At 36.5% G+C, this 22,121-nt stretch carries 19 protein-coding genes; 12 read left to right on the top strand and 7 right to left on the bottom strand.

Features of this window, described 5'->3' with window-relative positions:
- Positions 1-261: 261 nt before the first annotated feature.
- Entirely contained in the window at positions 262-1,878 is a 1,617-nt protein-coding gene (locus DFQ08_RS10900) for a CTP synthase (protein ID WP_114310052.1), read from the top strand.
- Positions 1,879-2,010: 132 nt separating this feature from the next.
- Complete coding sequence (yidC, locus tag DFQ08_RS10895; RefSeq protein WP_114310051.1) at positions 2,011-3,924, top strand: membrane protein insertase YidC; 1,914 nt, start codon at positions 2,011-2,013, stop codon at positions 3,922-3,924.
- A 343-nt stretch (positions 3,925-4,267) separates the two neighbouring features.
- On the opposite strand, the gene DFQ08_RS10890 is transcribed toward yidC, so the two are convergent.
- A complete protein-coding gene (locus DFQ08_RS10890; protein WP_114310050.1) occupies positions 4,268-5,284 on the bottom strand; it encodes a fasciclin domain-containing protein in 1,017 nt (338 codons plus the stop codon).
- 65 nt (positions 5,285-5,349) lie between these two features.
- On the opposite strand from DFQ08_RS10890, the gene DFQ08_RS10885 reads away from it, so the two are divergent.
- From DFQ08_RS10885 to DFQ08_RS10845, 9 genes are all read left to right on the top strand, one after another.
- Entirely contained in the window at positions 5,350-6,060 is a 711-nt protein-coding gene (locus DFQ08_RS10885; RefSeq protein WP_114310049.1) for a toxin-antitoxin system YwqK family antitoxin, read from the top strand.
- 205 nt (positions 6,061-6,265) lie between these two features.
- A complete protein-coding gene (gene mnmA / locus DFQ08_RS10880) occupies positions 6,266-7,453 on the top strand; it encodes a tRNA 2-thiouridine(34) synthase MnmA (RefSeq protein WP_114310048.1) in 1,188 nt (395 codons plus the stop codon).
- A gap of 100 nt (positions 7,454-7,553) precedes the next feature.
- The gene (locus tag DFQ08_RS10875) at positions 7,554-9,176 is read left to right on the top strand and encodes a S8 family serine peptidase (protein ID WP_114310047.1); all 1,623 of its coding nucleotides are present in this window, start codon (positions 7,554-7,556) and stop codon (positions 9,174-9,176) included.
- A 133-nt stretch (positions 9,177-9,309) separates the two neighbouring features.
- Positions 9,310-10,251, top strand: coding sequence for an NAD(P)H-dependent flavin oxidoreductase (locus DFQ08_RS10870; RefSeq protein ID WP_114310046.1), 942 nt, complete (start codon positions 9,310-9,312; stop codon positions 10,249-10,251).
- A gap of 194 nt (positions 10,252-10,445) precedes the next feature.
- Positions 10,446-11,912 carry a potassium/proton antiporter gene (locus DFQ08_RS10865; protein WP_114310045.1) on the top strand — a complete coding sequence of 489 codons (1,467 nt, stop codon included), beginning with the start codon at positions 10,446-10,448 and terminating at the stop codon, positions 11,910-11,912.
- 74 nt (positions 11,913-11,986) lie between these two features.
- On the top strand, positions 11,987-12,496 hold the full coding sequence (locus DFQ08_RS10860) for a DUF3124 domain-containing protein (protein WP_114310044.1): 510 nt from the start codon (positions 11,987-11,989) through the stop codon (positions 12,494-12,496).
- A 110-nt stretch (positions 12,497-12,606) separates the two neighbouring features.
- Positions 12,607-13,986, top strand: coding sequence for an MATE family efflux transporter (locus DFQ08_RS10855; protein ID WP_114310043.1), 1,380 nt, complete (start codon positions 12,607-12,609; stop codon positions 13,984-13,986).
- 121 nt (positions 13,987-14,107) lie between these two features.
- Complete coding sequence (locus DFQ08_RS10850; protein ID WP_114310042.1) at positions 14,108-14,335, top strand: hypothetical protein; 228 nt, start codon at positions 14,108-14,110, stop codon at positions 14,333-14,335.
- Positions 14,335-14,901 carry a phosphatase PAP2 family protein gene (locus DFQ08_RS10845; protein ID WP_114310041.1) on the top strand — a complete coding sequence of 189 codons (567 nt, stop codon included), beginning with the start codon at positions 14,335-14,337 and terminating at the stop codon, positions 14,899-14,901. The genes DFQ08_RS10850 and DFQ08_RS10845 overlap by 1 nt, the downstream gene beginning before the upstream one ends.
- A gap of 36 nt (positions 14,902-14,937) precedes the next feature.
- Here the strand turns inward: DFQ08_RS10845 and DFQ08_RS10840 are convergent, their stop codons facing one another.
- The 4 genes from DFQ08_RS10840 to DFQ08_RS10825 form a co-directional block, all read right to left on the bottom strand.
- Positions 14,938-16,548, bottom strand: coding sequence for an ArnT family glycosyltransferase (locus tag DFQ08_RS10840; protein ID WP_114310040.1), 1,611 nt, complete (start codon positions 16,546-16,548; stop codon positions 14,938-14,940).
- Positions 16,541-17,164, bottom strand: coding sequence for a lipid-A-disaccharide synthase N-terminal domain-containing protein (locus DFQ08_RS10835; protein ID WP_114310039.1), 624 nt, complete (start codon positions 17,162-17,164; stop codon positions 16,541-16,543). Before DFQ08_RS10835 ends, DFQ08_RS10840 begins: the two co-directional genes overlap by 8 nt.
- Positions 17,161-17,892 (bottom strand): glycosyltransferase family 2 protein, encoded by a 732-nt coding sequence (locus tag DFQ08_RS10830; RefSeq protein ID WP_114310038.1) that lies wholly within the window; start codon positions 17,890-17,892, stop codon positions 17,161-17,163. Before DFQ08_RS10830 ends, DFQ08_RS10835 begins: the two co-directional genes overlap by 4 nt.
- Before the next feature lie 293 nt (positions 17,893-18,185).
- Positions 18,186-18,740 carry a DUF2911 domain-containing protein gene (locus tag DFQ08_RS10825; RefSeq protein ID WP_114310037.1) on the bottom strand — a complete coding sequence of 185 codons (555 nt, stop codon included), beginning with the start codon at positions 18,738-18,740 and terminating at the stop codon, positions 18,186-18,188.
- A 208-nt stretch (positions 18,741-18,948) separates the two neighbouring features.
- On the opposite strand from DFQ08_RS10825, the gene DFQ08_RS10820 reads away from it, so the two are divergent.
- Positions 18,949-19,632: a peptidoglycan DD-metalloendopeptidase family protein gene (locus DFQ08_RS10820; protein WP_245935419.1), complete on the top strand. Its 684-nt coding sequence runs from the start codon at positions 18,949-18,951 to the stop codon at positions 19,630-19,632.
- Here the strand turns inward: DFQ08_RS10820 and DFQ08_RS10815 are convergent.
- The gene (locus tag DFQ08_RS10815; RefSeq protein WP_114310036.1) at positions 19,629-20,036 is read right to left on the bottom strand and encodes a hypothetical protein; all 408 of its coding nucleotides are present in this window, start codon (positions 20,034-20,036) and stop codon (positions 19,629-19,631) included. The two genes, DFQ08_RS10820 and DFQ08_RS10815, sit on opposite strands and share 4 nt — an antisense overlap.
- A gap of 36 nt (positions 20,037-20,072) precedes the next feature.
- Positions 20,073-21,980, bottom strand: coding sequence for a S9 family peptidase (locus DFQ08_RS10810; protein WP_114310035.1), 1,908 nt, complete (start codon positions 21,978-21,980; stop codon positions 20,073-20,075).
- Between the last annotated feature and the right edge of the window lie 141 nt (positions 21,981-22,121).

The raw sequence follows: 22,121 nt of genomic DNA, 5'->3' as shown, positions 1-22,121 counted from the left end.
GTTATTTTTTTAGAACGTTCAGAGCTTATCTTTTGTTAAAATAGGGACGCTTCTTTTTTTATTTCTCAATTATCATAAAAGCTTAGTGGATTTGTATAAGCTTTTAAAGGAAGTATTAATTTTCAAGCACTTGGACTATAGGGATTAAGCCTTGTTTTAGGCCTTTACTTTGAATATTAAAAAGAACATATCAACAAACCATAAACAAATAGAGAATAACTCATTAAATTTTGTAATTTTGCCTGCGTTTAATAACGTATCATGACTACAAACCCGAAGTATATTTTTGTAACCGGAGGCGTATCTTCTTCTCTCGGAAAAGGTATTATAGCAGCATCACTAGCTAAACTCCTTCAAGCACAAGGTTACAGAGCCACCATTCAAAAATTAGATCCTTATATTAACATCGATCCCGGTACTTTAAATCCTTACGAGCATGGCGAATGTTACGTAACAGATGATGGTGCTGAAACCGATTTAGATTTAGGACATTACGAACGCTTTTTAAACGTGCCCACTTCACAAGCCAATAACGTTACTACTGGTAGAATTTACCAAAGTGTTATTGATCAAGAACGTCGTGGCGAGTTTTTAGGGAAAACGGTTCAAGTAATTCCTCATATTACTGACGAAATTAAACGTAGAATTCAGATTTTAGGAAATTCTGGAGATTACGATATCGTCATTACTGAAATTGGAGGAACTGTTGGAGATATTGAATCCTTACCTTATATCGAAGCTGTAAGACAGTTAGAATGGGATTTAGGAGAGCACAATACCTGTGTTATTCACTTAACCTTAGTGCCTTATTTATCTGCTGCCGGTGAATTAAAAACAAAACCAACCCAGCACAGTGTAAAAACCTTGATGGAGAGTGGGGTACAAGCCGATATTTTAGTTTGTAGAACAGAGCACAAATTAAGTGACAGTTTAAAAACGAAATTAGCGCGTTTTTGTAATGTGAAAAAAGAAGCGGTAATCGAATCTATTGATGCTTCAACCATTTACGACGTGCCTAATTTAATGCTTAAGGAAGGCTTAGATAAAGTGGTCTTAAACCAACTTCAGCTTAAAAGCGATGTGCCAGATTTAGAGCAATGGAATGAATTTTTAAAGCGTCATAAAAATCCTAAAAGCGAAGTTACTATTGGTCTTATTGGTAAATATGTAGAACTTCAAGATTCTTATAAGTCTATTTTAGAGGCGTTTATTCATGCCGGTGCAGAGAATGAAGTAAAGGTTAATGTAGAACCAATTCATTCTGAATACTTATCGGAAAGCAATATTGAATTTAAACTTGGCCATTTAGATGGTGTTTTAGTGGCGCCAGGTTTTGGAGAACGTGGTATAGAAGGTAAAATTGCAGCCGTTCAGTTTGTACGTGAAAATAATATTCCATTTTTAGGAATTTGTTTAGGAATGCAAATGGCGGTTATTGAATATGCTAGAAATGTCTTAAAACTACCGGAGGCAAACTCTGTAGAAATGGACGATAAAACTGCAGACCCTGTGATTAGTTTAATGGCCTCACAAAAAGGAGTTACTAATAAAGGAGGAACCATGCGTTTAGGAACTTGGGATTGTAAATTAGAACAAGAAAGTATAGCGCATAGTGTTTATAATTCTGAATTAATAACGGAAAGACACAGACACCGTTTTGAATTTAATAATGATTATAAATCACTATTTGAAGCTGCAGGAATGAAAGCTACAGGCTTTAATCCTGAAACAGGATTGGTAGAAATTGTAGAGATTCCTACAAATGATTGGTTTATTGGGGTACAATACCACCCGGAATATAAGAGTACGGTGAAAAATCCACATCCTTTATTTATCGCCTTTATTGAAGCAGCCTTAAAATACAATAAGAAAAAATAATGCGTCACTTTGTCGCAAACTAAAAATTGGTTAACTATTTGAAGAATCGGAATAGAACCATTTAAGACCTCTTAAGTGAGATGCCTAATAAAGGGCGACTTATCACTTAAAGAGGTCGAAAATTAATATGACATGGAAGAAAAGAAATTCGACGTTAAATCTATTATAGGTTTCGTACTCATTTTTGGGATATTATTATACGTAATGTACCAGAATCAACCTACACCAGAGGAGCTTGAAGCACAAAAGCAAGCAGAGCAAGCTCAGGCAGAAGCAGAAAATAATCAAAGTAAACAGAATGCTGCTTTAGTAACCACGGCTAGTGATTATACTGAAAATACACAAGTTTTAGACTCGACACAAAAAGCAGCCCTTCAGAATAAAGTAGGCGCATTTGCTTATGCTTTAACCTTACCAAAGTCGTCAGAACAATACACAAGGGTGACTACGGACGTGTTTGAATTAAAATTTAACCGTAAAGGGGGACATTTAGCAGAAGTGAAATTAAGAAACTTTGTAGACTATGACTCGGTTCCGGTATATATGGTAAAAGACCAAAACAGTGCCTTTAACCTTACCTTTGGAACTTCTGATAACAGAACTTTAAATACTCAAGATTTTCCTTTTGAACCTACGGTGACTAAAAACGGTGAAAATACCGTAGTCTCTATGAAGCTTAAGGTCTCTGCATCGGACTTTTTAGAATACCGTTATGAGTTGAAACCAAACGATTATATGATTGACTTTTCAATTCGATCGCAAGGTTTAAACGGTGTCTTTAATACATCGCAGCCTATTGCTATAGATTGGAAACAAAAGACCATTCGTCATTCAAAAAGTATCAGTTACGAAAACCGTTACACGCGTTTAACCTATATGCATGATGATGGTAAAGTAGATAAATTATCGCAAGGAGGTGATGACGATGAAACAGTAAGTGATGTGGATTGGGTTTCTTACAGACAGCATTTCTTTAGTACTATTTTAGCGGCTGAAAATGCAACTTTAGATAATGTGGCAATGACCTCGTTAAATTTAGTTGAAGATGAAGAAATAGATACCTTATACACTAAATTATATACAGCTAAAATGCCTTTAGCGTATAATGGTGGTGAATTAAATAAGAATTTTGGATTGTATTACGGACCTACAGATAGTAAAACCTTAAAACAATACGATAAAGGATTAGAGAAAAGTATTCCTTTTGGATGGGGAATTTTTGGTTGGATAAATAAAATGTTATTCATTCCATTATTTAACTTCTTAAGTGGCTTTTTACCTTACGGTATCGCTATTATTGTAATGACGGTTCTAGTTAAGATTTTATTATCTTTTGTACAGTACAAGCAATTCTTATCGCAGGCGAAGATGAAAATCTTAAAACCAGAATTAGATGCAGTAAGAGAAAAATACAAAGACAATAAATTAAAAGCACAGCAAGAAACCATGGCTATTCAAAGCCGTGCAGGAGCAAGTCCTTTAAGTGGTTGTCTACCAGGATTAATGCAAATTCCTGTATTCTATGCCTTATTCATGTTTTTCCCAACAGCCTTTGCATTAAGACAAAAAAGTTTCCTTTGGGCAGATGATTTAAGTTCATTTGATTCGGTTTTAGATTTACCATTCCGTATTCCACTATATGGAGATCACGTTAGTTTATTTCCAATTTTGGCAGCGATTGCGATTTTCTTTTATATGAAAATGACAACAGGTCAGCAAATGGCAAATCAACCAACACAAGAAGGGATGCCAGATATGGCTAAGATGATGAAGTACATGATTTACTTCTCTCCATTAATGATGTTAGTCTTCTTTAATAACTATGCCTCTGGTTTAAGTTTATATTATTTTATTTCTAACTCTATTAGTATTGGAATTATGCTCGTGATTAAAAATTACATTATTGACGAGGACAAAGTTTTAGCTAAGATTGAAGTGAATAAAACGAAGCCTAAAAAGCAAAGTAAGTTTCAGAAAAAAATGGCTGAAATGATGGAGCAAGCCGAGCAACAAAAGCAAGCGCAACAACGTGGACGCAAAAAATAAGTCTACAGGCGTTTAACGTCGCCTTTATATAGAGACTCAAAAAGTCTAATAGAGCCTTAACATGCAGTGTTAAGGCTTTATTTTTGCCTTGTATTGAGATTTAATTGCGAGGGGTGAATCTTCAAATTAGATATAAACCTTAAAGAATATACAACTCAAAGCTTAGAAGCTATCGTATCATTCCATGCTTTAGATAGAAGGGTGTAGGGAAGACGCTAGGGTTGGAGTTAGGGATGAAAAGTGTTATGATGAAATAAGCAGCATAAAAAAACACCCAAACTGTATGTCGTTTGGATGTTTTGCAATTAATCAATCAATATAGGGGTATGTACTTTCTTTATTTTTAATTAGTCGTATCTGGAAGTAATACAGTTTCAACAGCATGAATTACACCATTAATCGCTTGTACATCTGCAGCAATAATATCGATGTCTGTATTCCCAGCACCATCGGTAATTTTAGCCGGATTCCCGTCATTTCCTGGTAAGTTAATCGTTATCATATCCCCTTCTAAGGTCGTTGGCATCATACCATCGCTAAGGTCTTCTGATCTTACGTTGGCTTCAGTAATAACGTGGTGTTGTAAAACATTTGTTAATAAATCCGAATCGATATCCGCAACAGAGTTCCAGTTGTCGTTACTATCTAATAAGGCTTGGAAAGCTGTGTTTACAGGAGCGAAAACTGTAAATGGTGTTGGCGTTACTCCGTTAGGTAGTGATAATGTAGTTACAAAATCAGGTTGACCATCAGCGGTTAGAGCCGCAACTAAATTACTAAAATTAGGGTCTGCAGTAGCGAAAGTTACTATTGAAGGTAAAGTAATCACTTCATCCACCACATGGACAATACCATTAGAGGCGGTGACATCGGCAGTGGTTACTGTAGACATTCCGTTAAGTACAACGCTACCTTCAGTAAAATTATAAAATAAACTCATGTTGTTCCCTGCTACACCAGCAGCTTCAGTACTCACATAACCAGAACCTGCACCAATTAAATCTGTAGAGGTAATAGTAGCTCCAGCAATCACATGATTAAATAATACGTTTCTTACGGTTACAATTTCAGTAGCCGTCATATTAGATAAATCAATATTGGCTTCCGTTAGAAAATCACTAAATGCATCATTCGTTGGAGCAAATACGGTAAAAGGTCCTTCACTTTGTAATGTACTAACCAAATCGGTAGCTTCTAAAGCGGCAGCTAGAGATGTTAAATTGTTTTCAATCGCTACATCTACGATTGTCATAGGTTCAGCAGGGGGTAGATTGTTGTCATCATCATCACTACATGCAGTAAGACCTAAAACCAATAGAAATACTGTAAGTAATTTGAAGTTTTTTGAAATAATTTTCATTGTTTTGAGTTTTTAAATTGTTCAACATTCAAACTCTACAAAAGTTTGTTTAACTAAATTACAAAATGATTAAACAATTAGTTTACGTCTTATTTACTTTAACATTATTTTTAACATCTGTACAGGCACAAGATGCAGTAAATCAGTTTGATAAAAACAAGAAACGGCATGGCTTGTGGACCAAGAACTATTACCAGACGGATCAAAAACGCTATGAAGGGGTTTTTGAACACGGTAAGGAAGTTGACACCTTTAAATATTACACGCTATCGGCTGGGAAAAGTGTATTAAGTGCAGTCAAAGTATTTAATGAAACTGATAGTATTGCTAAGGTTAGTTTTTATGCCTCAAATAAAAAGGTGATTAGTGAAGGGCAAATGAATGGGAAGCGCTTTATGGGGAAGTGGATTTTTTACCATAAAAATTCATCAAAAAAAATGATTGAAGAGTATTATAATGATGCAGGTCTACTTTCAGGAGAACGTTTTGTGTATTATCCTAATGGTGTTTTAGCAGAACTTGCGCATTATAAAGATGGGAAGTTAGACGGTGAAGCCAAGTGGTATTCTGAGAAAAATACCCTTTTACGCCATACCATTTATAAGAAGGACAAACTCCATGGGCAAGCGTATTATTACAATGCCGATAATCAGTTAACCTCAGAAGGCGTTTATGAACAAAATCAGAAGAAAGGGATTTGGAAGTATTATAAGGATGGTAAATTAACTAAAACTGTAGATCACACCAATCAGAAAGTCATATCTAAAAAACCATAGGGATTAACTATGGTTTAAATAGGATTTGAGAATGGCAATCTATGTAAGATTGCCTTTTTTATTTTGTAATTTTGCCAAATGTTTTCGAACAAAGCATAATGTAAATTGATGACGATGTTTAGAAGACGTTTTGTTTAGCCTTTTTATGTAAAAAGAAGTGCAATCAAAAAAGGACTTAAAATAAATATAATAAGGATATTAACGGATGAAAAGAGTAATAGTAGGGCTTTCGGGAGGTGTAGATTCAAGTGTAGCCGCATATTTATTAAAAGAACAAGGTTACGAAGTTATTGGGCTTTTTATGAAGAATTGGCATGATGATTCGGTAACCATCTCAGACGAATGTCCTTGGCTAGAAGATAGTAATGACGCCATGTTGGTGGCAGATAAATTAGGGATTCCGTTTCAAACTGTAGATTTAAGTGAACAGTATAAAGAGCGTATTGTAGATTATATGTTTGACGAGTATGAAAAAGGTCGAACGCCTAATCCCGATGTGCTTTGTAATCGAGAAATTAAGTTTGATGTTTTTATGGACATCGCCTTAGAACTTGGAGCTGATTACGTCGCTACAGGACACTACTGCAGAAAAAGTACTATTGAAAAAGATGGTGAAGAGGTGCATCAGCTTTTGGCTGGTGTAGATGGAAATAAAGATCAGTCGTATTTTCTTTGTCAGTTGTCGCAACAGCAATTGGCAAAAGCCTTATTTCCTATTGGGGAATTACTTAAACCTGAGGTTAGAGAAATTGCTAAAGCGCAAGATTTAATTACCGCTGAAAAGAAAGACTCGCAGGGGCTTTGTTTTATTGGTAAGGTGAGGTTACCCGATTTTTTACAACAACAATTAAAGCCTAAAGAAGGGCAGATTGTAGAGATTGATGCCAATTTTGAACGTTACAATCAAGTCCCACCGACCTTTAGTACTAAAGAAGAAGAATTAGCCTATGGGTCTAAAAAACCAAAATACAAGGTTGCCGACGGAAAAGTGGTAGGGAAACACCAAGGGGCCCATTATTTTACCAAAGGACAACGGAAAGGTTTAGGCGTTGGCGGCACGGTAGAGCCCTTATTTGTTATTGATACCGATGTTAATGAGAATGTTATCTACACAGGTCAAGGTAAAAAACACCCAGGACTTTACAGAAATGTGCTTTTTGTGTCTAATGAAGAATTACATTGGGTACGTACAGATTTGGCATTAAATGACGGAGAAACTATGGACGTCTTGTCAAGAATACGTTACAGACAAAATTTAGATAAAGCCACCTTACATAAAGTAGCTTCTGGATTGTATGTTGAATTTGAAACTAGGCAATCTGCGATTACGGAAGGCCAATTTGTAGCCTGGTATTTAGGAGAAGAACTCGTAGGTTCTGGCGTAATTTCTTAAATTAGTCGCAAAGGTTAATTTGTTTGAAGACCTTTTAGATGTTCATCTGAAAGGTCTTCTGTATTTTAGAGACCAATTTGTCATATTAAAACCGAAGCCCATGTTGAGAACAGTACTCGTTTTTCTTCTAGCCTGCCTAAGCGTACCTACTTTTGCACAAGAAGACGCTTGGATTTATTTTACGGATAAACCTAATGTAGCGGCTTCGCTTGCAAATCCAATTAGTATACTAACGCAGAAAGCTATAGACCGAAAGCAAAATTTTAATATAGCTATAGATGCCCGTGATGTTCCTCTAAATGAAGGGTATATTACTACGGTTAAAGCGCAAACAGATATTGAAGTCCTGGCAAAATCGAAATGGTTTAATGCGCTGCATGTGAGAGGAACGGAAAGTGCTATAAATGGGCTTACCAATTTAGATTTTGTAGATGCTGTTGTTTTTGCAAACCCTAATCTTAACAGCAGTGGGAGACCCGAGCAGCAGCATACGGATTTAGATATTGAAGATGTCACGATTGCGTTTACCTACGGACATACCCAAAATCAGGTAGAAATGATTGGGGTGGATAACTTACATCTCGACGACTATACCGGAGAAGGAGTCAACATTGCCATTATGGATGCCGGATTTCCGAATGCGGATACCATGGGCGCATTTCAAAATTTAAGAGACCAAGGGTTGTTATTAGGCGGGTATGATTTTGTAGACCGAACAACCGATGTTTTTAACAGTACCTCAAGTAACCATGGAACTAAAGTATTAAGTACTATGGGCGGCTTTATTCAAGATAGTTTTGTGGGCACTGCACCAGATGCGTCTTATTATTTATTTAGAACCGAAGATGCCTCAAGTGAAAATCCGGTGGAAGAGAGTTATTGGGTAGAAGCAGCAGAACGTGCCGATAGTTTAGGCGTAGATATTATAAATACGTCTCTGGGCTATACCACTTATGATAATGCGAATTACAGTTATACCCCTGCAGACATGAATGGCGAAACGGCCTTTATTACTAAAGGCGCTAATATTGCTGCTGAAAAAGGGCTATTAGTTGTGGTAAGTGCAGGCAATTCTGGAAGCGCATCGTGGCAAACGGTCGGTGCTCCGGCAGATTCGCCTAACGTGCTTAGTATTGGTGCTGTAAATGCAGATGGGGATTATGTGTCTTTTAGTTCGCAAGGTAGTGCTGCGCAAATTGGTTATCAGAAACCCGATGTTGTGGCAAGAGGTGGAAACGCATTTGTTATTGATGAGTATAATAGTATTGTTCAAAATAATGGTACCTCTTTTAGCGCACCAATTCTTTGTGGGGGGCTTGCGGCCTTAAAACAAGCATTACCCAATGTAACACCAAGCGTTCTTAAAGATTTGGTGAGGCAATCGGCATCACAGTATAATGCTCCAGATCAATTTTTAGGATACGGAATACCTAATTTATACATGGCTAAGAATTTAGCGTTATCAGTGGACGATTTCAATTTAGAAGGCCTTCGTCTGTATCCTAATCCGGTAAATTCAGACCTATATCTCAGTTTTCCTGAAACCCAAAGTCAGATCAAGGTTGTTGTTTATAACCAATTAGGTCAAGAAGTCTTACAAGAAACACTTACGGAAACCACCGAGAGTCTTGACGTTTCCGTATTATCCGCAGGGGTTTATCTTATACAACTTACTACAGAAGTAGGGGTTAAAACGCTTCAGTTTATTAAAACGACGCCTTAAATTGGGGCTGAGCTTATTAGACCTTAAGACGTCGTAATGGAATAGAAGTATCTTCATAATTTCATGTCATTTCCGTCGTAATTTTCATCTGAATTGTCGAATTTTATACACCATAAAATAGAGAACACTTATGATGACTAATAGAATCACTTCACTTTTCAATATTAAATATCCGATCATCCAAGCCGGAATGATCTGGAATAGCGGTTGGCGTTTGGCTTCTGCTGCAAGCAATGCTGGAATTTTAGGATTAATTGGAGCAGGATCTATGTATCCTGATGTGTTTCGAGACCATATTAAAAAATGTAAAGCCGCTACCGATCAACCTTTTGGGGTTAACGTCCCGATGTTATATCCCAACATTAAAGAAATCATGGATATCATTGTAGAGGAAGAAGTTAAGATTGTATTCACCTCTGCTGGAAATCCGAAGACATGGACCAAATGGTTACAAGATCAAGGGATTACTGTAGTTCATGTGGTAAGCAGTGTTAAGTTTGCTTTAAAAGCACAAGCGGCCGGAGTAGATGCTATTGTCGCTGAAGGTTTTGAAGCTGGTGGCCATAATGGAAGAGATGAAACCACTACTTTGACCTTAATTCCAATGGTGAAAGAACAATTGGATATTCCATTAATTGCAGCTGGTGGTATTGCCACAGGAAAAGCCATGTTGGCATGTATGGTTTTAGGTGCTGATGGCGTACAAGTAGGAAGCCGGTTTGTAGCCAGTGAAGAATCTTCTGCGCACCAAGCATTTAAACAAGTAGTGGTCGATGCTAAAGAAGGTGATACCCAATTAACCTTAAAAGAATTAGCACCGGTTAGATTAGTGAAAAACAAATTTTACAATGACCTCCAAGAGCTTTATAAAACGAGTCCTACTCCAGAACAGCTTAAAGAATTATTAGGAAGAGCCCGTTCTAAACGAGGAATGTTTGAAGGTGATTTAGAAGAAGGAGAGTTAGAAATTGGACAAATCGCAGGCTTAATTCATGATGTGCAACCCGTGGCTAAAATTGTCGAGACTATGGTTGCTGAGTTTGAAACAGCGAAAGACCAAATAGCAGCCTTATAGATTAACCTTAGTACGTTTACGATTAAGGTCGGACGATTAAAGCATGCATATTGCTTGAATATTGCAAAACACTGCAATTAACTTTATTGGTAGAATGCAAAACCTTAATTTTTCAATTTTAAAAACAACGGATAGCTCGTAATTAGAAGATAAAAAAACTAAATTTGCTTGCACTGACCTTAGGCAAGAAAAGCATGAATTTAACCATTGAAAATATATTATTAGTAGGCTCTATTTTGCTTTTTATAAGTATTGTGGTCGGGAAGACCTCTTATAAGTTTGGTGTGCCTACATTAATTCTTTTCTTGGCTATAGGTATGTTAGCCGGTTCTGATGGTATTGGAGGGATTAGATTTGATGATCCTAAATTAGCACAGTTTATAGGGATTGTTTCTCTTAACTTTATTCTGTTTTCGGGTGGTTTAGATACCAATTTTAAAGCCATTAAACCCATTCTAAAAGAGGGATTAATACTCTCTACATTGGGGGTTTTTCTAACCGCCGCAACCCTAGGTTTGTTTGTGTGGTTTGTTACAGATTTTACCATTTACGAAAGTATGCTGCTCGGTTCTATTGTGTCTTCTACAGATGCGGCCGCTGTATTTTCTATTTTACGATCTAAAAATTTAGCGTTAAAAACCAATTTAAGACCAACATTAGAACTAGAGAGTGGGAGTAATGACCCTATGGCTTATGTGCTTACCTTAGCGTGTTTAACGTTGGTGATTAACCAAGATGAGAGCATTTTTTCCATGGTATTGTTGTTTTTCCAACAAATGATTTTAGGTGGAGTTCTAGGATTTGCCTTTGGAAAATTAAGCAAAATAATTATTAATAGAATTAAATTAGGGTTCGAAGGTCTTTATCCGGTTCTAGCCATTGCAATGATGTTTATTACCTTTTCTGCTACCGATTTTGTAGGCGGAAATGGTTTTCTGGCGCTTTATATTTGTGCGGTCTATTTAGGAAATCAAGATTTAATTCATAAGTCCACCATCCTAAAAATGTTTGATGGTATTGCTTGGCTTATGCAAATTGTACTGTTCTTAACCCTAGGACTACTCGTATTTCCGTCGCAAATAATTCCCTATATGGGCATTGGTTTACTGATTTCAGTATTCCTTATTTTGGTGGCAAGACCGGTTAGTGTTTTTATAAGTCTGATGTTTTTTAAAATGAAACTTAAAAGGCGTTTTTATATTTCTTGGGTCGGCTTGCGAGGGGCCGTTCCTATTGTATTTGCAACCTATCCCTTATTAGCCGGAATAGATAAGGCCAATATGATTTTTAATATTGTCTTTTTTATCTCGGTGACCTCTATCTTAATTCAAGGGACCACCTTATCCATTTTTGCAAAATGGTTAAAAGTGGCACTTCCGGAGAAAGTAAAACCTATTGCAGAAAATGATCGGTACATTTTAAATCTTCCTAAATCGGCAATGGAAGAAGTGGCCATTCCTCCAAATAGTTTCGCTGTAGATAAACGTATTATAGATCTGCATTTACCACTTTCAGCATTTATTGTAATGATAAAACGAAACGATAAATTTGTAAGACCAGGAGGCTCAACCATTATTGAAGCGAATGATACGCTTGTTTTTCTTTTAGACAAAGAAGACAGTTTAAAAGAAGTACGAGAGATTCTTTTATTATCCTCTTAGGTATTGTATTTTTAAGCAGACTATAATCTGCGGCTTTTACACTAATTTTGTAGTCATTAATTAAAGCATACCTTATGAAAAAGTTCATCATTTTAGTTCTCAGTCTGTATTGTTTTTGTGCTTGTGACGAGGCTACAGGCACGGATGACTACGAAAAAATAGATTGGAAAGCCCGTATCGCAGCTTTGCCATCTTCAGAAGGCTTAGAACAAGGAACCTCTTACTTATCGGTATACTCACAAATTTACAGCTATACACAGCATAAGACGTATAACCTTACAGCAATGATTAGTATTAGAAATACCAGTGCTAAAGATAGCTTGTACTTATCTAAAGTGGCGTATTATGATACACATGGGGTTTTATTAAAATCTTATATTGACCAACCGGTCTATGTGGTACCTATGGAAACCTTGGATATTGTGATTAATGAAAAGGATATTGCTGGGGGAACTGGAGGGAATTTTATTTTCGATTGGCAAATACCACAAGCAAGTCCTGAACCTATTTTTGAAGGGGTGATGACATCTACCTCAGGACAACAGGGCTTATCTTTTTTAACGCAATCTACAAGAATCGATTAATTGCATCCAATATAATCGGTATTTTATGATGAAAATTAGCCCGCTAAACTTTCCTATTATTTAAGAAATAATTCATTCTAAGAACTAAATGGAAGTCTTATTTTTGCGCCATGGTTTTAAGTCAATACACTAAAGAATTTCGATACAATCTAAAACTGGCCTCACCGGTTATGCTGGGTATGCTAGGTCATACCTTTGTTAGTTTTATTGATAATATTATGGTCGGTCAATTGGGAGCCGCAGAGTTAGCGGCAGTCTCTTTAGGGAATAGCTTTATTTTTATAGCCATGTCTTTAGGCATTGGGTTTTCTACGGCCATTACGCCATTGGTTGCCGAAGCTGATTCCGAAAATAATTTTGACAAAGGAAAATCGGTATTTAAACACGGGCTTTTTTTATGTACCGTTTTAGGGCTGATCTTATTTGTCTGTTTGCTGTTTGCTAAACCCTTAATGTATGTAATGGATCAACCAGAGCAGGTGGTCGATTTGGCCATTCCTTATTTAGACTTGGTGGCTTTTTCCTTGGTGCCCTTAATCGTTTTTCAGGCTTTTAAGCAGTTTAGTGATGGGCTTTCTTTAACCAAATATCCTATGTACGCGACTATTGTGGCCAATGTGCTTAATGTGGCTATAAACTACGTGCTTATTTTTGGAAAATTTGGTTGTCCTGAAATGGGGATTGTAGGCGCGGCTGTCGGAACCTTGGTGTCCCGTTTTGTTATGGTAGCCTATTTGTGGTGGTTATTGGCAAAACGCGATAAGTCTAAGGCTTATGTTACTCATATTAAGTTTTTCAGTTTGAGTAAACAACCCATTAAAAAATTGACTAATCTTGGTTTGCCTAGTGCTATGCAGATGTTTTTTGAAGTCGGAATTTTCACTGGAGCAATTTGGCTAAGTGGTACCTTAGGGGCTAATGCCCAAGCAGCAAATCAAATTGCCTTAAATTTATCTTCTATGACCTTTATGGTGGCTACAGGCTTAAGTGTGGCCGCTATGATCCGCGTTGGAAACCAAAAAGGATTGAAGGACTTTGTCGCTTTACGCCGTATTGCGGAATCTATTTTTATAGTAGGTTTTATTTTTGCAGTCCTTTTTGCGCTATTATTTGTCATTTTTCATAAAATGCTGCCGACGATGTATGTGGATTTAGACGATCCCGCTAATGCTGTTGATACTATGGAAGTTGTTTCAATTGCGGCAATCTTGTTATTAGCCGCTGCGGTATTTCAAATTACAGATAGTCTACAAGTGATAGCTTTAGGTGCTTTAAGAGGCCTTCAAGATGTGAAAATACCAACCTTGATCACCTTTGTGTCTTATTGGGTTATTGGTTTTCCTATATGTTATTATTTAGGAAAGGCTGAAGCTTATGGCAGTCTTGGAATTTGGATTGGACTTATAGTAGGGCTTAGTGTTGCCGCTATTTTACTATTTATAAGATTTCATTTATTAACTAAAAAACTCATCTTAAAAACAAGTCACTAATACGCGAAACCGTTACACTAAGGCGATCTTGTAATATTAATCGATAGGCTCAATCAAAATCAATATATTTGTAGCCTAAGTTAAAAATTAAGCGTTTGTCTTAAGACTTTAAATGTACCCTATGGAATTACCAAAATTTATACTAGGCGATAACACCGATTATCCAGAAGCAATATTTATCATTCATACTGAATTTCCACGCTTTATCATTAATCTTGAAAATGATGAGGTAGAATGGTTTGAAGAGTTTGATCAGCATGACGAAAAAGAATTAGAGACTGAAACTGAAAACTACATTCAGCAGGCTACTGATTTTTACGATAGAGAAATTGCCCGATACGACGATTAATGATAGAGCAGCTCTTAGAATTAGATAAAACTCTATTCTTATATCTTAATAATCTAGGTACAGCATCTTGGGATGGGCTTTGGTTAGCCATAACCAACAAGTTATATTCTATCCCCTTATATGCCGTCTTACTATTCTTAATATATAAGAAGTATGGCTGGAAAGCTTTATTACTCTTAGTGTTTGTTGTGGCGGGTATGATTACCTTTACAGACCAAATTACCAATCTTTTTAAAGATGGTTTTCAACGTCCAAGACCATGTAGAGCAGAAGGCGTACAGGATTTTATGCGTTTTGTAGCGCCGCGATGTGGAAAATATGGCTTTTTCTCAGGGCATGCCTCTAATTCTATGTCTGTAGCTATATTTACAGGCTTATTATTAAGACCTTACTTTAAATACTTAATTATAGGATTGTTACTATGGAGCTTAACCATTGCATACAGTCGTATTTATGTAGGTGTGCATTATCCTTTAGACCTTATTTGTGGTTTAACCTTCGGAGGTTTTGCAGGCTTCTTATTCTACAAGCTTTATCAATTTTTACTAAATAAATACGTGGCTTAAAGTTATGTTCACGTCTCGAGACTTGTAAAAGCACTCTTATTTTCTAGTTAAGAGGTACATATGGTTCACTAAACGGGCTCTATGATTATTACTCGAAAAGTTGAGGTCATAGCTGTCTTTAAATTCAATAGTAAACAGCGAATTCAGTTCTTTAAACGCTTCAGGATTTAAGCTCGAGGTTAGGACTCTGAAGGTTTTTTCAGAAGGAATCATAAGCCCTTCTTCTGTTTTTAACGATGGAATTTTTTCGCCATAATTATAAATGGCTTCCGGCGATACACTACCTAAGCTATAAAGCGGAATAGTGTCGTTGGACAATTGAGAAAGTGGTAAATAACTAGGTTGGCCTTGCAATTGTGCAAAAGGCAATGCTAAAAATCCTATACTCAGCATAAAACTTAGCGTAAGGTAGAAGGTCGCTTTTATATTTTTATGCTTTAAAGTTTTAAAGATTAAGAATCCTATAAGCAATAATACGGCACTAATCAATATAAAACGCAGGAGCACAACACCGGTTAGAAAAGGGCCTAAACTAAAACCAATACACCAAAAGAATAAAGCGATGAGGCCAATGAGTCCGAACTGAAAATAAACAGGAAAGGTTTCTTTCTTAGCGGAAAGGTTTTTGAATTCCCGGATAATATAGTTCACATAAAACCCAATGTTAATTGCCAAAGGGATGAGAACCGGCATTAAATAACGCGATTTTTTCTCTGGAATTAAGGAGAGCAAAATCACAGCGATAAGCGTCCATAATAAACTAAAACGATAGGCTTTTAAATTGGTAACTCTGGTTTTTAAATACGGATAACATAAACTGATAAGCGCTGGGACCGTCCAGATACCGCTTTGCACAAAAAAGCTCCAATAATAATAAAACGGTCGTACGTTATAGCTATGCCAGTTTGAGGTTTCTCGTTCTGCTATGGCCATAAATGTAGCAGGATCGGCAGTTCTGACGTAGAGATACCACCAACTTCCTAAGGTAATTCCAAAGACTAAAAGGCTTATTAATTTTAAAAAATGAAGTAAGTTCCCTTTAAATTTAAAGGCAATTCCATAAGCAATAACAAAAGGAAGGAATAAGACGTATAAGGAAACAGGGCCTTTAGATAATACAGATGCCGCAATAAATACCACAAAAAGAAGACTTCTTATAAGCGGTGTTTTTCCTTTTTTAAATAAAAAGAACAGTTGAACTAAAGCCATGAGCATAAAACCATGGGTATAAATATCCCATGTGGCTTCAATTGTAATTCCAATAATGTAGAAAGACGTTAAAGCTATAAATCCGTTGATTAAGCTATGTGCTTTTGGTAATTCTAAGGCTTTTGATAAATAATAGATAGAGATCCCAATGCTTGCTAAAAACAGAAGTGCTGGCCAGCGCAGGGCTAAAACAGAACCCATGCCAAATAGGTAACCAAAACCAGCGGTAATCCAGGTTGGTAAGGGAGGCTTTTCATAGCGGGCATCGCCATTCATAGTGGTTAAGATCCAATGGTTATCTGTGAGCATTTCTCGTGCCGAAATAAAATTTCGAGCTTCCATAATACTTACCGGAATGGCATCTATGGTAAACCCTAGCATTGTAATTACGAATAGTAATAAACTGAGAACGGGATATTTTTCTATCTGTTTAATCATCAGATTGTCTTATTAAATAGGCGTTACGGGCATAGATGACTAAGCCAAACAAATGCCCTATAAATAATACAGGATCTTTTCTAATTATGGCGTAAGTAAGGATTAATCCGGCGCCGACCAAACTTAAAACCCAAAAACCCATGGGTAGGGTAGAGGTTTGCTGACGTTCCGAATGAATCCATTGGTATACAAATCTTAAGGTAAAGATTACTTGGGCTACAATCCCTAAGACCAATAACCAAGTTGGGATATTTTCATTCTGAAAAAGTAAATCGAGATCTATTTTATTATTGTTATAATAGAATATGACGATTAAAATGGGAATTGTAAAGAGCAGAATCTGTACAATTTTAGGAAACTTTTGCCATTGTTTCTGCAGTTGTAAATTCCTGATATAAATGTAATAGGTTAGACTTTGTCCTAACATGATGGCAAAGTCTAAACGCAAATACCCGTAAATAAAGAGTAAAAAAGAGGCGATGAGACTAAGGGTCCAAAAGGTGTTAGGAGTAATAACTTTACGTTGCTTTTCAGAAGTAATCCATTGGATTATAAGCCGTGAAGAAAATAAGATCTGAGCGATAAAGCCGATGCTATATATAATCCAATCTTTCAAAATGACGTCGTGGCTTTACTTGATTTGGCAATATTGTAATTAATATATTTTTTCTTCATCCATAAATACGCAAAACAATCCATTAAAGGCCCCAACAGTCGGTTCCATAGTCCGAATTTTGCGGTACCTGCCATTCTTGGAAAATGTTGCACAGTGACTTGAATAACACGTCCGTTTTGTAACATAATCATCGCCGGTAAAAAACGATGTAAACCTCTAAACATAGGAATACGTTTTGCATATTCAGTTTTTATGACCTTCAATGGGCAACCCGTATCATCCATTCCATCATGTGTAAAGGCACGTCTAATTCCGTTGGCAATTTTTGAAGACATGTTCTTTACAAAAGAGTCTTTTCGGTTAGATCGGACACCGGTAACTAATTCATGCTCGCCAATATGTTCTAAAAGAATATTAAAATCTTCAGGTGCCGTTTGTAAATCAGAATCGATATAGCCTACCCATTCCGACGTTACAGTATCGAAACCAGCTTTAATAGCCGCACTTAAACCTCGATTTTCTTTAAATAAAATGTATTCAAAATCAGGCTGACGGGCACAAATGGTTTCAATAAGCGCTTGACTATTGTCGCTAGAACCATCATTAACAAATAAGATAGAGGTAGGGACAGAAGCGATTTTAAGGTAGTTAGAAAGTTCTGTTTCTACACGTTCAAGATTTTCTTCCTCATTATATACAGGAACGATGATGGTAAATTGATAGGTCATGCAATGTTAAGCTTTGTGGGCACAAAAATATTGTTTTTTTAGCTTAGAACATAAGTCTTACAGTTTAATGTCGCTTTATGTCTAAGACTTACAAATATAAACGGTTTTATACGGTTTAAAAGTGGTGCAGTGTATGTTGCTTGTAATTTAAAGTATAGGGCCCGTAAAAAATGGGTGGCTTACTTTTTTAGGTGGAAAGTGAAACGCCTAAAGTATGGTATAGGATTCAAAAGTCATTATGGCCAAGCAACCAGGCCTAACTTTAGTAATACGACACCCTAAAGAATTTAATATTATTCAATCACATCAATTGGGACTTCAATAAGGGTATTGTCCCACGCCATGGTTAATTTAAGATGGCCTGTTTTATTATCAAAAGCAATGGTAAAACGTTCTACGGTAACATCTAGACTTTGCGCCGGTACAATAATTTCTAAGGCATCGTAATTAGGATCCCACATCGGTTCCATTTTTTCATTAACTCCCCATTCATATTGTTTGGAGTTAAACATAACCTTCCATTGGTCTTTCATGGGTACCGTCCAAATGGTGTATTTTCCTCTCTTTAATTCTATTCCATTAATTAAAAGGGGCTTATTGGTTTCAAAAGTCGTAGCTTCATTGGCTCCTGTTCTCCAAACTTCATCAAAAGGAACAAGCGCACCAAAAACGACACGATCGCGTTTAGAAGGACGGTTATATTCCACCGTTAAATCTAAATCGTTTAGCGTAATCTTCGCGGTATCTTTTGGACTTAAACGTGGAGAGAAAATATTTTCAACGTACACCGAATAAAGTAACAATCCTAAAGCTAAAATAGATAATAAGATAAGGAGGCGTTTTAGCATAATGTAAGTCTTAATGAGTTTTAATTTGAAATGATGACACAAACATAAGTATTCAATATTTAAAGATAATTCAAATCCCTAACTTTATGATAGCTATCTACCGAATTTTAAGTTTTTCTTATCATTCATAAAATATTAAGAGAATATCATAAGGCCTAATTTTATTGTAAGCTATAATGGGTAATTTTGAGTTTGAAAATTTAACCCCATGATGCTGTCTCCTTTTGAACAATTTTTAAGTGCATTGCCCACCCACGTGGTGCTTGAAGCCTTAGCGGATAAAAGTTCTATTATCCCTCTAAACTTATCCTTAACCAATACAGCTTTACAAACGGTAGATCTATCTTCTTCTAAAGCTTTAGAGGCTTATATATGGAGTGAAATGGCGCGTCAGCAAGCAAAAGTAGCTGTTGGGGGCTATTTAGAGCATCGAGGGCTTTACAGGCGAAGTACTTATTTTAAACCTTTAGATGTCGATACGGAAAGAAATATCCATTTAGGATTGGATGTATGGACGGCGGTAGATACCCCGGTTTTGGCCCCCTTAAAAGGAAGCATTCATAGTTTTAACAATAACACCAATCATGGAGATTACGGACCAACGCTAATCCTAAAACATAAGATTGAAGGATTTGAGTTTTATACTTTATACGGTCATTTAAGTCTAGCGTCTATGTCATCGTGGCGTGTGGGTGAAGCCGTAAACCAAGGTCAGCAAATAGGAAGTTTGGGAGCGGCAGAGGTTAATGGTGATTATCCTCCACATTTACACTTTCAAATTATAAGGGCTATTCAAGATTTTAAAGGCGATTATCCTGGGGTAAGTAATTTAAAGGACATTGCTTTTTATAAAGAAAACTGCCCTAATCCTAATTTACTATTAGACATTTAAAACTGAAGTTGTTTTTTAGCAAGACTCTTACCTAAGAAAAACCCGAGTAGGGCCAATGAACCATCAGACAGTGTAAACCAAAATTCTTTAGGTAACATTATAATATTAGATAAAGTGGCGAAAAGCATCATAATTCCCACTATATAACTAGGAATTATACTTTTTTTCGAAATTTTAGCGGCTACAAACATTCCTGCCATAATGCCAATAAAATGCGCGAGAACAACACAAATTTTCATGCCCACCGGAATTTCATGCATATGTGTGCTTAACCATTCTATATTTAAAGGATCTGCACCAAGAGGTAATGGAAAAAGATGATGTCCGATAAGGCTCTCAATAACATAGACCGTTAATGAAGCGGAAATCAGTCCGATAATAGTGGCAGCAATAGATCTTAACATGTTATCATTTTTTTTTAAGGGTTATATAAGGAAAGCTTATAAAGTGTCTTTCAGCCATTTAAAGAACTCACGTTGCCAAACTAAAGCATTTTGAGGTTTTAAAACCCAGTGATTTTCATTTGGAAAGTAAAGAAGTTTACTTTTAAGTCCTAATAATTGAGCAGCTTGATAAGCACTTAAACCTTGTTCTATAGGGACTCTAAAATCTTTACCACCTTGGATAATTAGTATTGGGGTATCCCAATTTTGAACTTTGGTTATTGGGTTAAACGTGTTGTATGTTTTTTGTGCTGCCGTATTGGATTGATCCCAATATGGACCACCGAAATCATGATTTACAAAGAATAATTCTTCAGTAGTACCATACATACTACGTGTGTCAAAAACACCATCATGAGCAATAAAGGATTTAAATCTGTTGTTATGCATTCCTGCTAAATAAAAAACTGAATAGCCACCAAAACTAGCCCCAATTGCGGCTAGGCGATCGGCATCTACATAGGGTTCTTTGGCCATAGCATCAATAGCGCTTAAATAATCGTCCATAACTTGTCCGCCCCAGTCCTTACTAATAGCTTCATTCCATTGTACACCATGTCCTTGCATACCACGACGGTTTGGAGCAACAACAATATATCCTTGAGAAGCCATGAGTTGAAAATTCCACCGGTAAGAATAAAACTGCGATAGGGGAGATTGGGGACCACCCTGAGCATAGAGTAAAGTTGGGTATTTCTTAGTGGCATCAAAGTTTGGCGGTAGCACTACCCATACTAACATTTGCTTTCCGTCGGTCGTTGTAACGTAACGTTTCTCTACGGTTGGCAAATCAACCTTTGCGTATAAATCTTTGTTAATGGCGGTGAGTTGCTTAAACATTTCTTTTTTTAGATTGAAACTATAAATGTCAGCGGCATGATTCATGTCAGTTCGTGTCACTAAAAGTGTCTGATCTTTTTGCGCAACAATACTTGTAACATCAAAAGGGCCTTTAGATAGTTGAGTAACTACCGGAGCCATTCGCTTTCGGCCCGGATAATTGACCTTAAAGAGTTGAATCGTCCCCTCTGTAGCTGCTGTGAAATAAATACTTTCTCCGTCCTGACTCCAAAGAAAACTTCTAACGGACTCATCCCAGTTTGCGGTTAAATTTTGTTTGATGCCTTGATGTAAAACAATAAGGTCGTTTTTGTCACTTTCGTAACCGTCGGTTGACATCTGTAACCATGCTAGGGCACCTTTAGAAGAAAAGGCAGGAGCTGTATCATAACCTTTATTTCCTTCGGTAATATTTTCAGTAGTTTTAGTTTCTATATCGTATTTGTAAATATCTGTGTTGGTGCTTGTGGCATAATCTTTTCCTTTTAGTTTTTTACTTACATAGTAGATCGATTTACTATCGGGTGCCCAAATGTAGTCTTCATCACCACCAAAAGGGCGTTGTGGCGTATGGTAAGGTTCATTAGGCATAATATCAATGCCTGAGGCTTTTTGGTCGTCTAATGATTTATAGAATACATGGTTGTATTTCCCTTCTTGCCACGTATCCCAATGACGAATATCTAAATCGGAAAAGATATAAACTTCAGCATCTTTAAGATCTGAATAGACCTCATTCCCTTTTATAGCTTCGAGTGCCACTTCTTTATGAAATAGCTGATACTGTCCATCTGGTGAAATGTTCTTATCCTTAACAGACATGGCATCTTTTTTAATTTCTTTAAGAGCCCCCGTAGCAAGTGTCATTTTATAGTATTTAGCGTCAAAACCATTGGTGCTGATATTTGGTGTTTTAACAGTAAAGAATAGTTCCGTTTCGGCTTCATTTAGGCCGTTAACACTAAGGCGTTCTACCTGCCAAAGTAATTCTGGAGTCATGGTGTTTTGTGCGTTAACTAAGGTACTGCTTAACATAAGGGCTATTATTAGGACGATATTTTTCATTATGGATGGGTATTTATAACTTGGAAAAGAAGCTGATTTTAGGTTTTAAAGGCGCTTATTTTTGTGTCGTTTTCTGAATTGTAAATTTAAGAATTTTCTTTTTGATAAAGTTGAATGTTGAGGTTTATGCTTTTTTTGTTT

The organism is Winogradskyella arenosi, from assembly GCF_003337305.1.
In the GTDB taxonomy this organism is placed as follows: Bacteria; Bacteroidota; Bacteroidia; order Flavobacteriales; family Flavobacteriaceae; genus Winogradskyella; species Winogradskyella arenosi.
The sequence above is the reverse complement of the archived record's forward strand: the minus strand, read 5'-3'. Positions and strand labels throughout refer to the sequence as shown.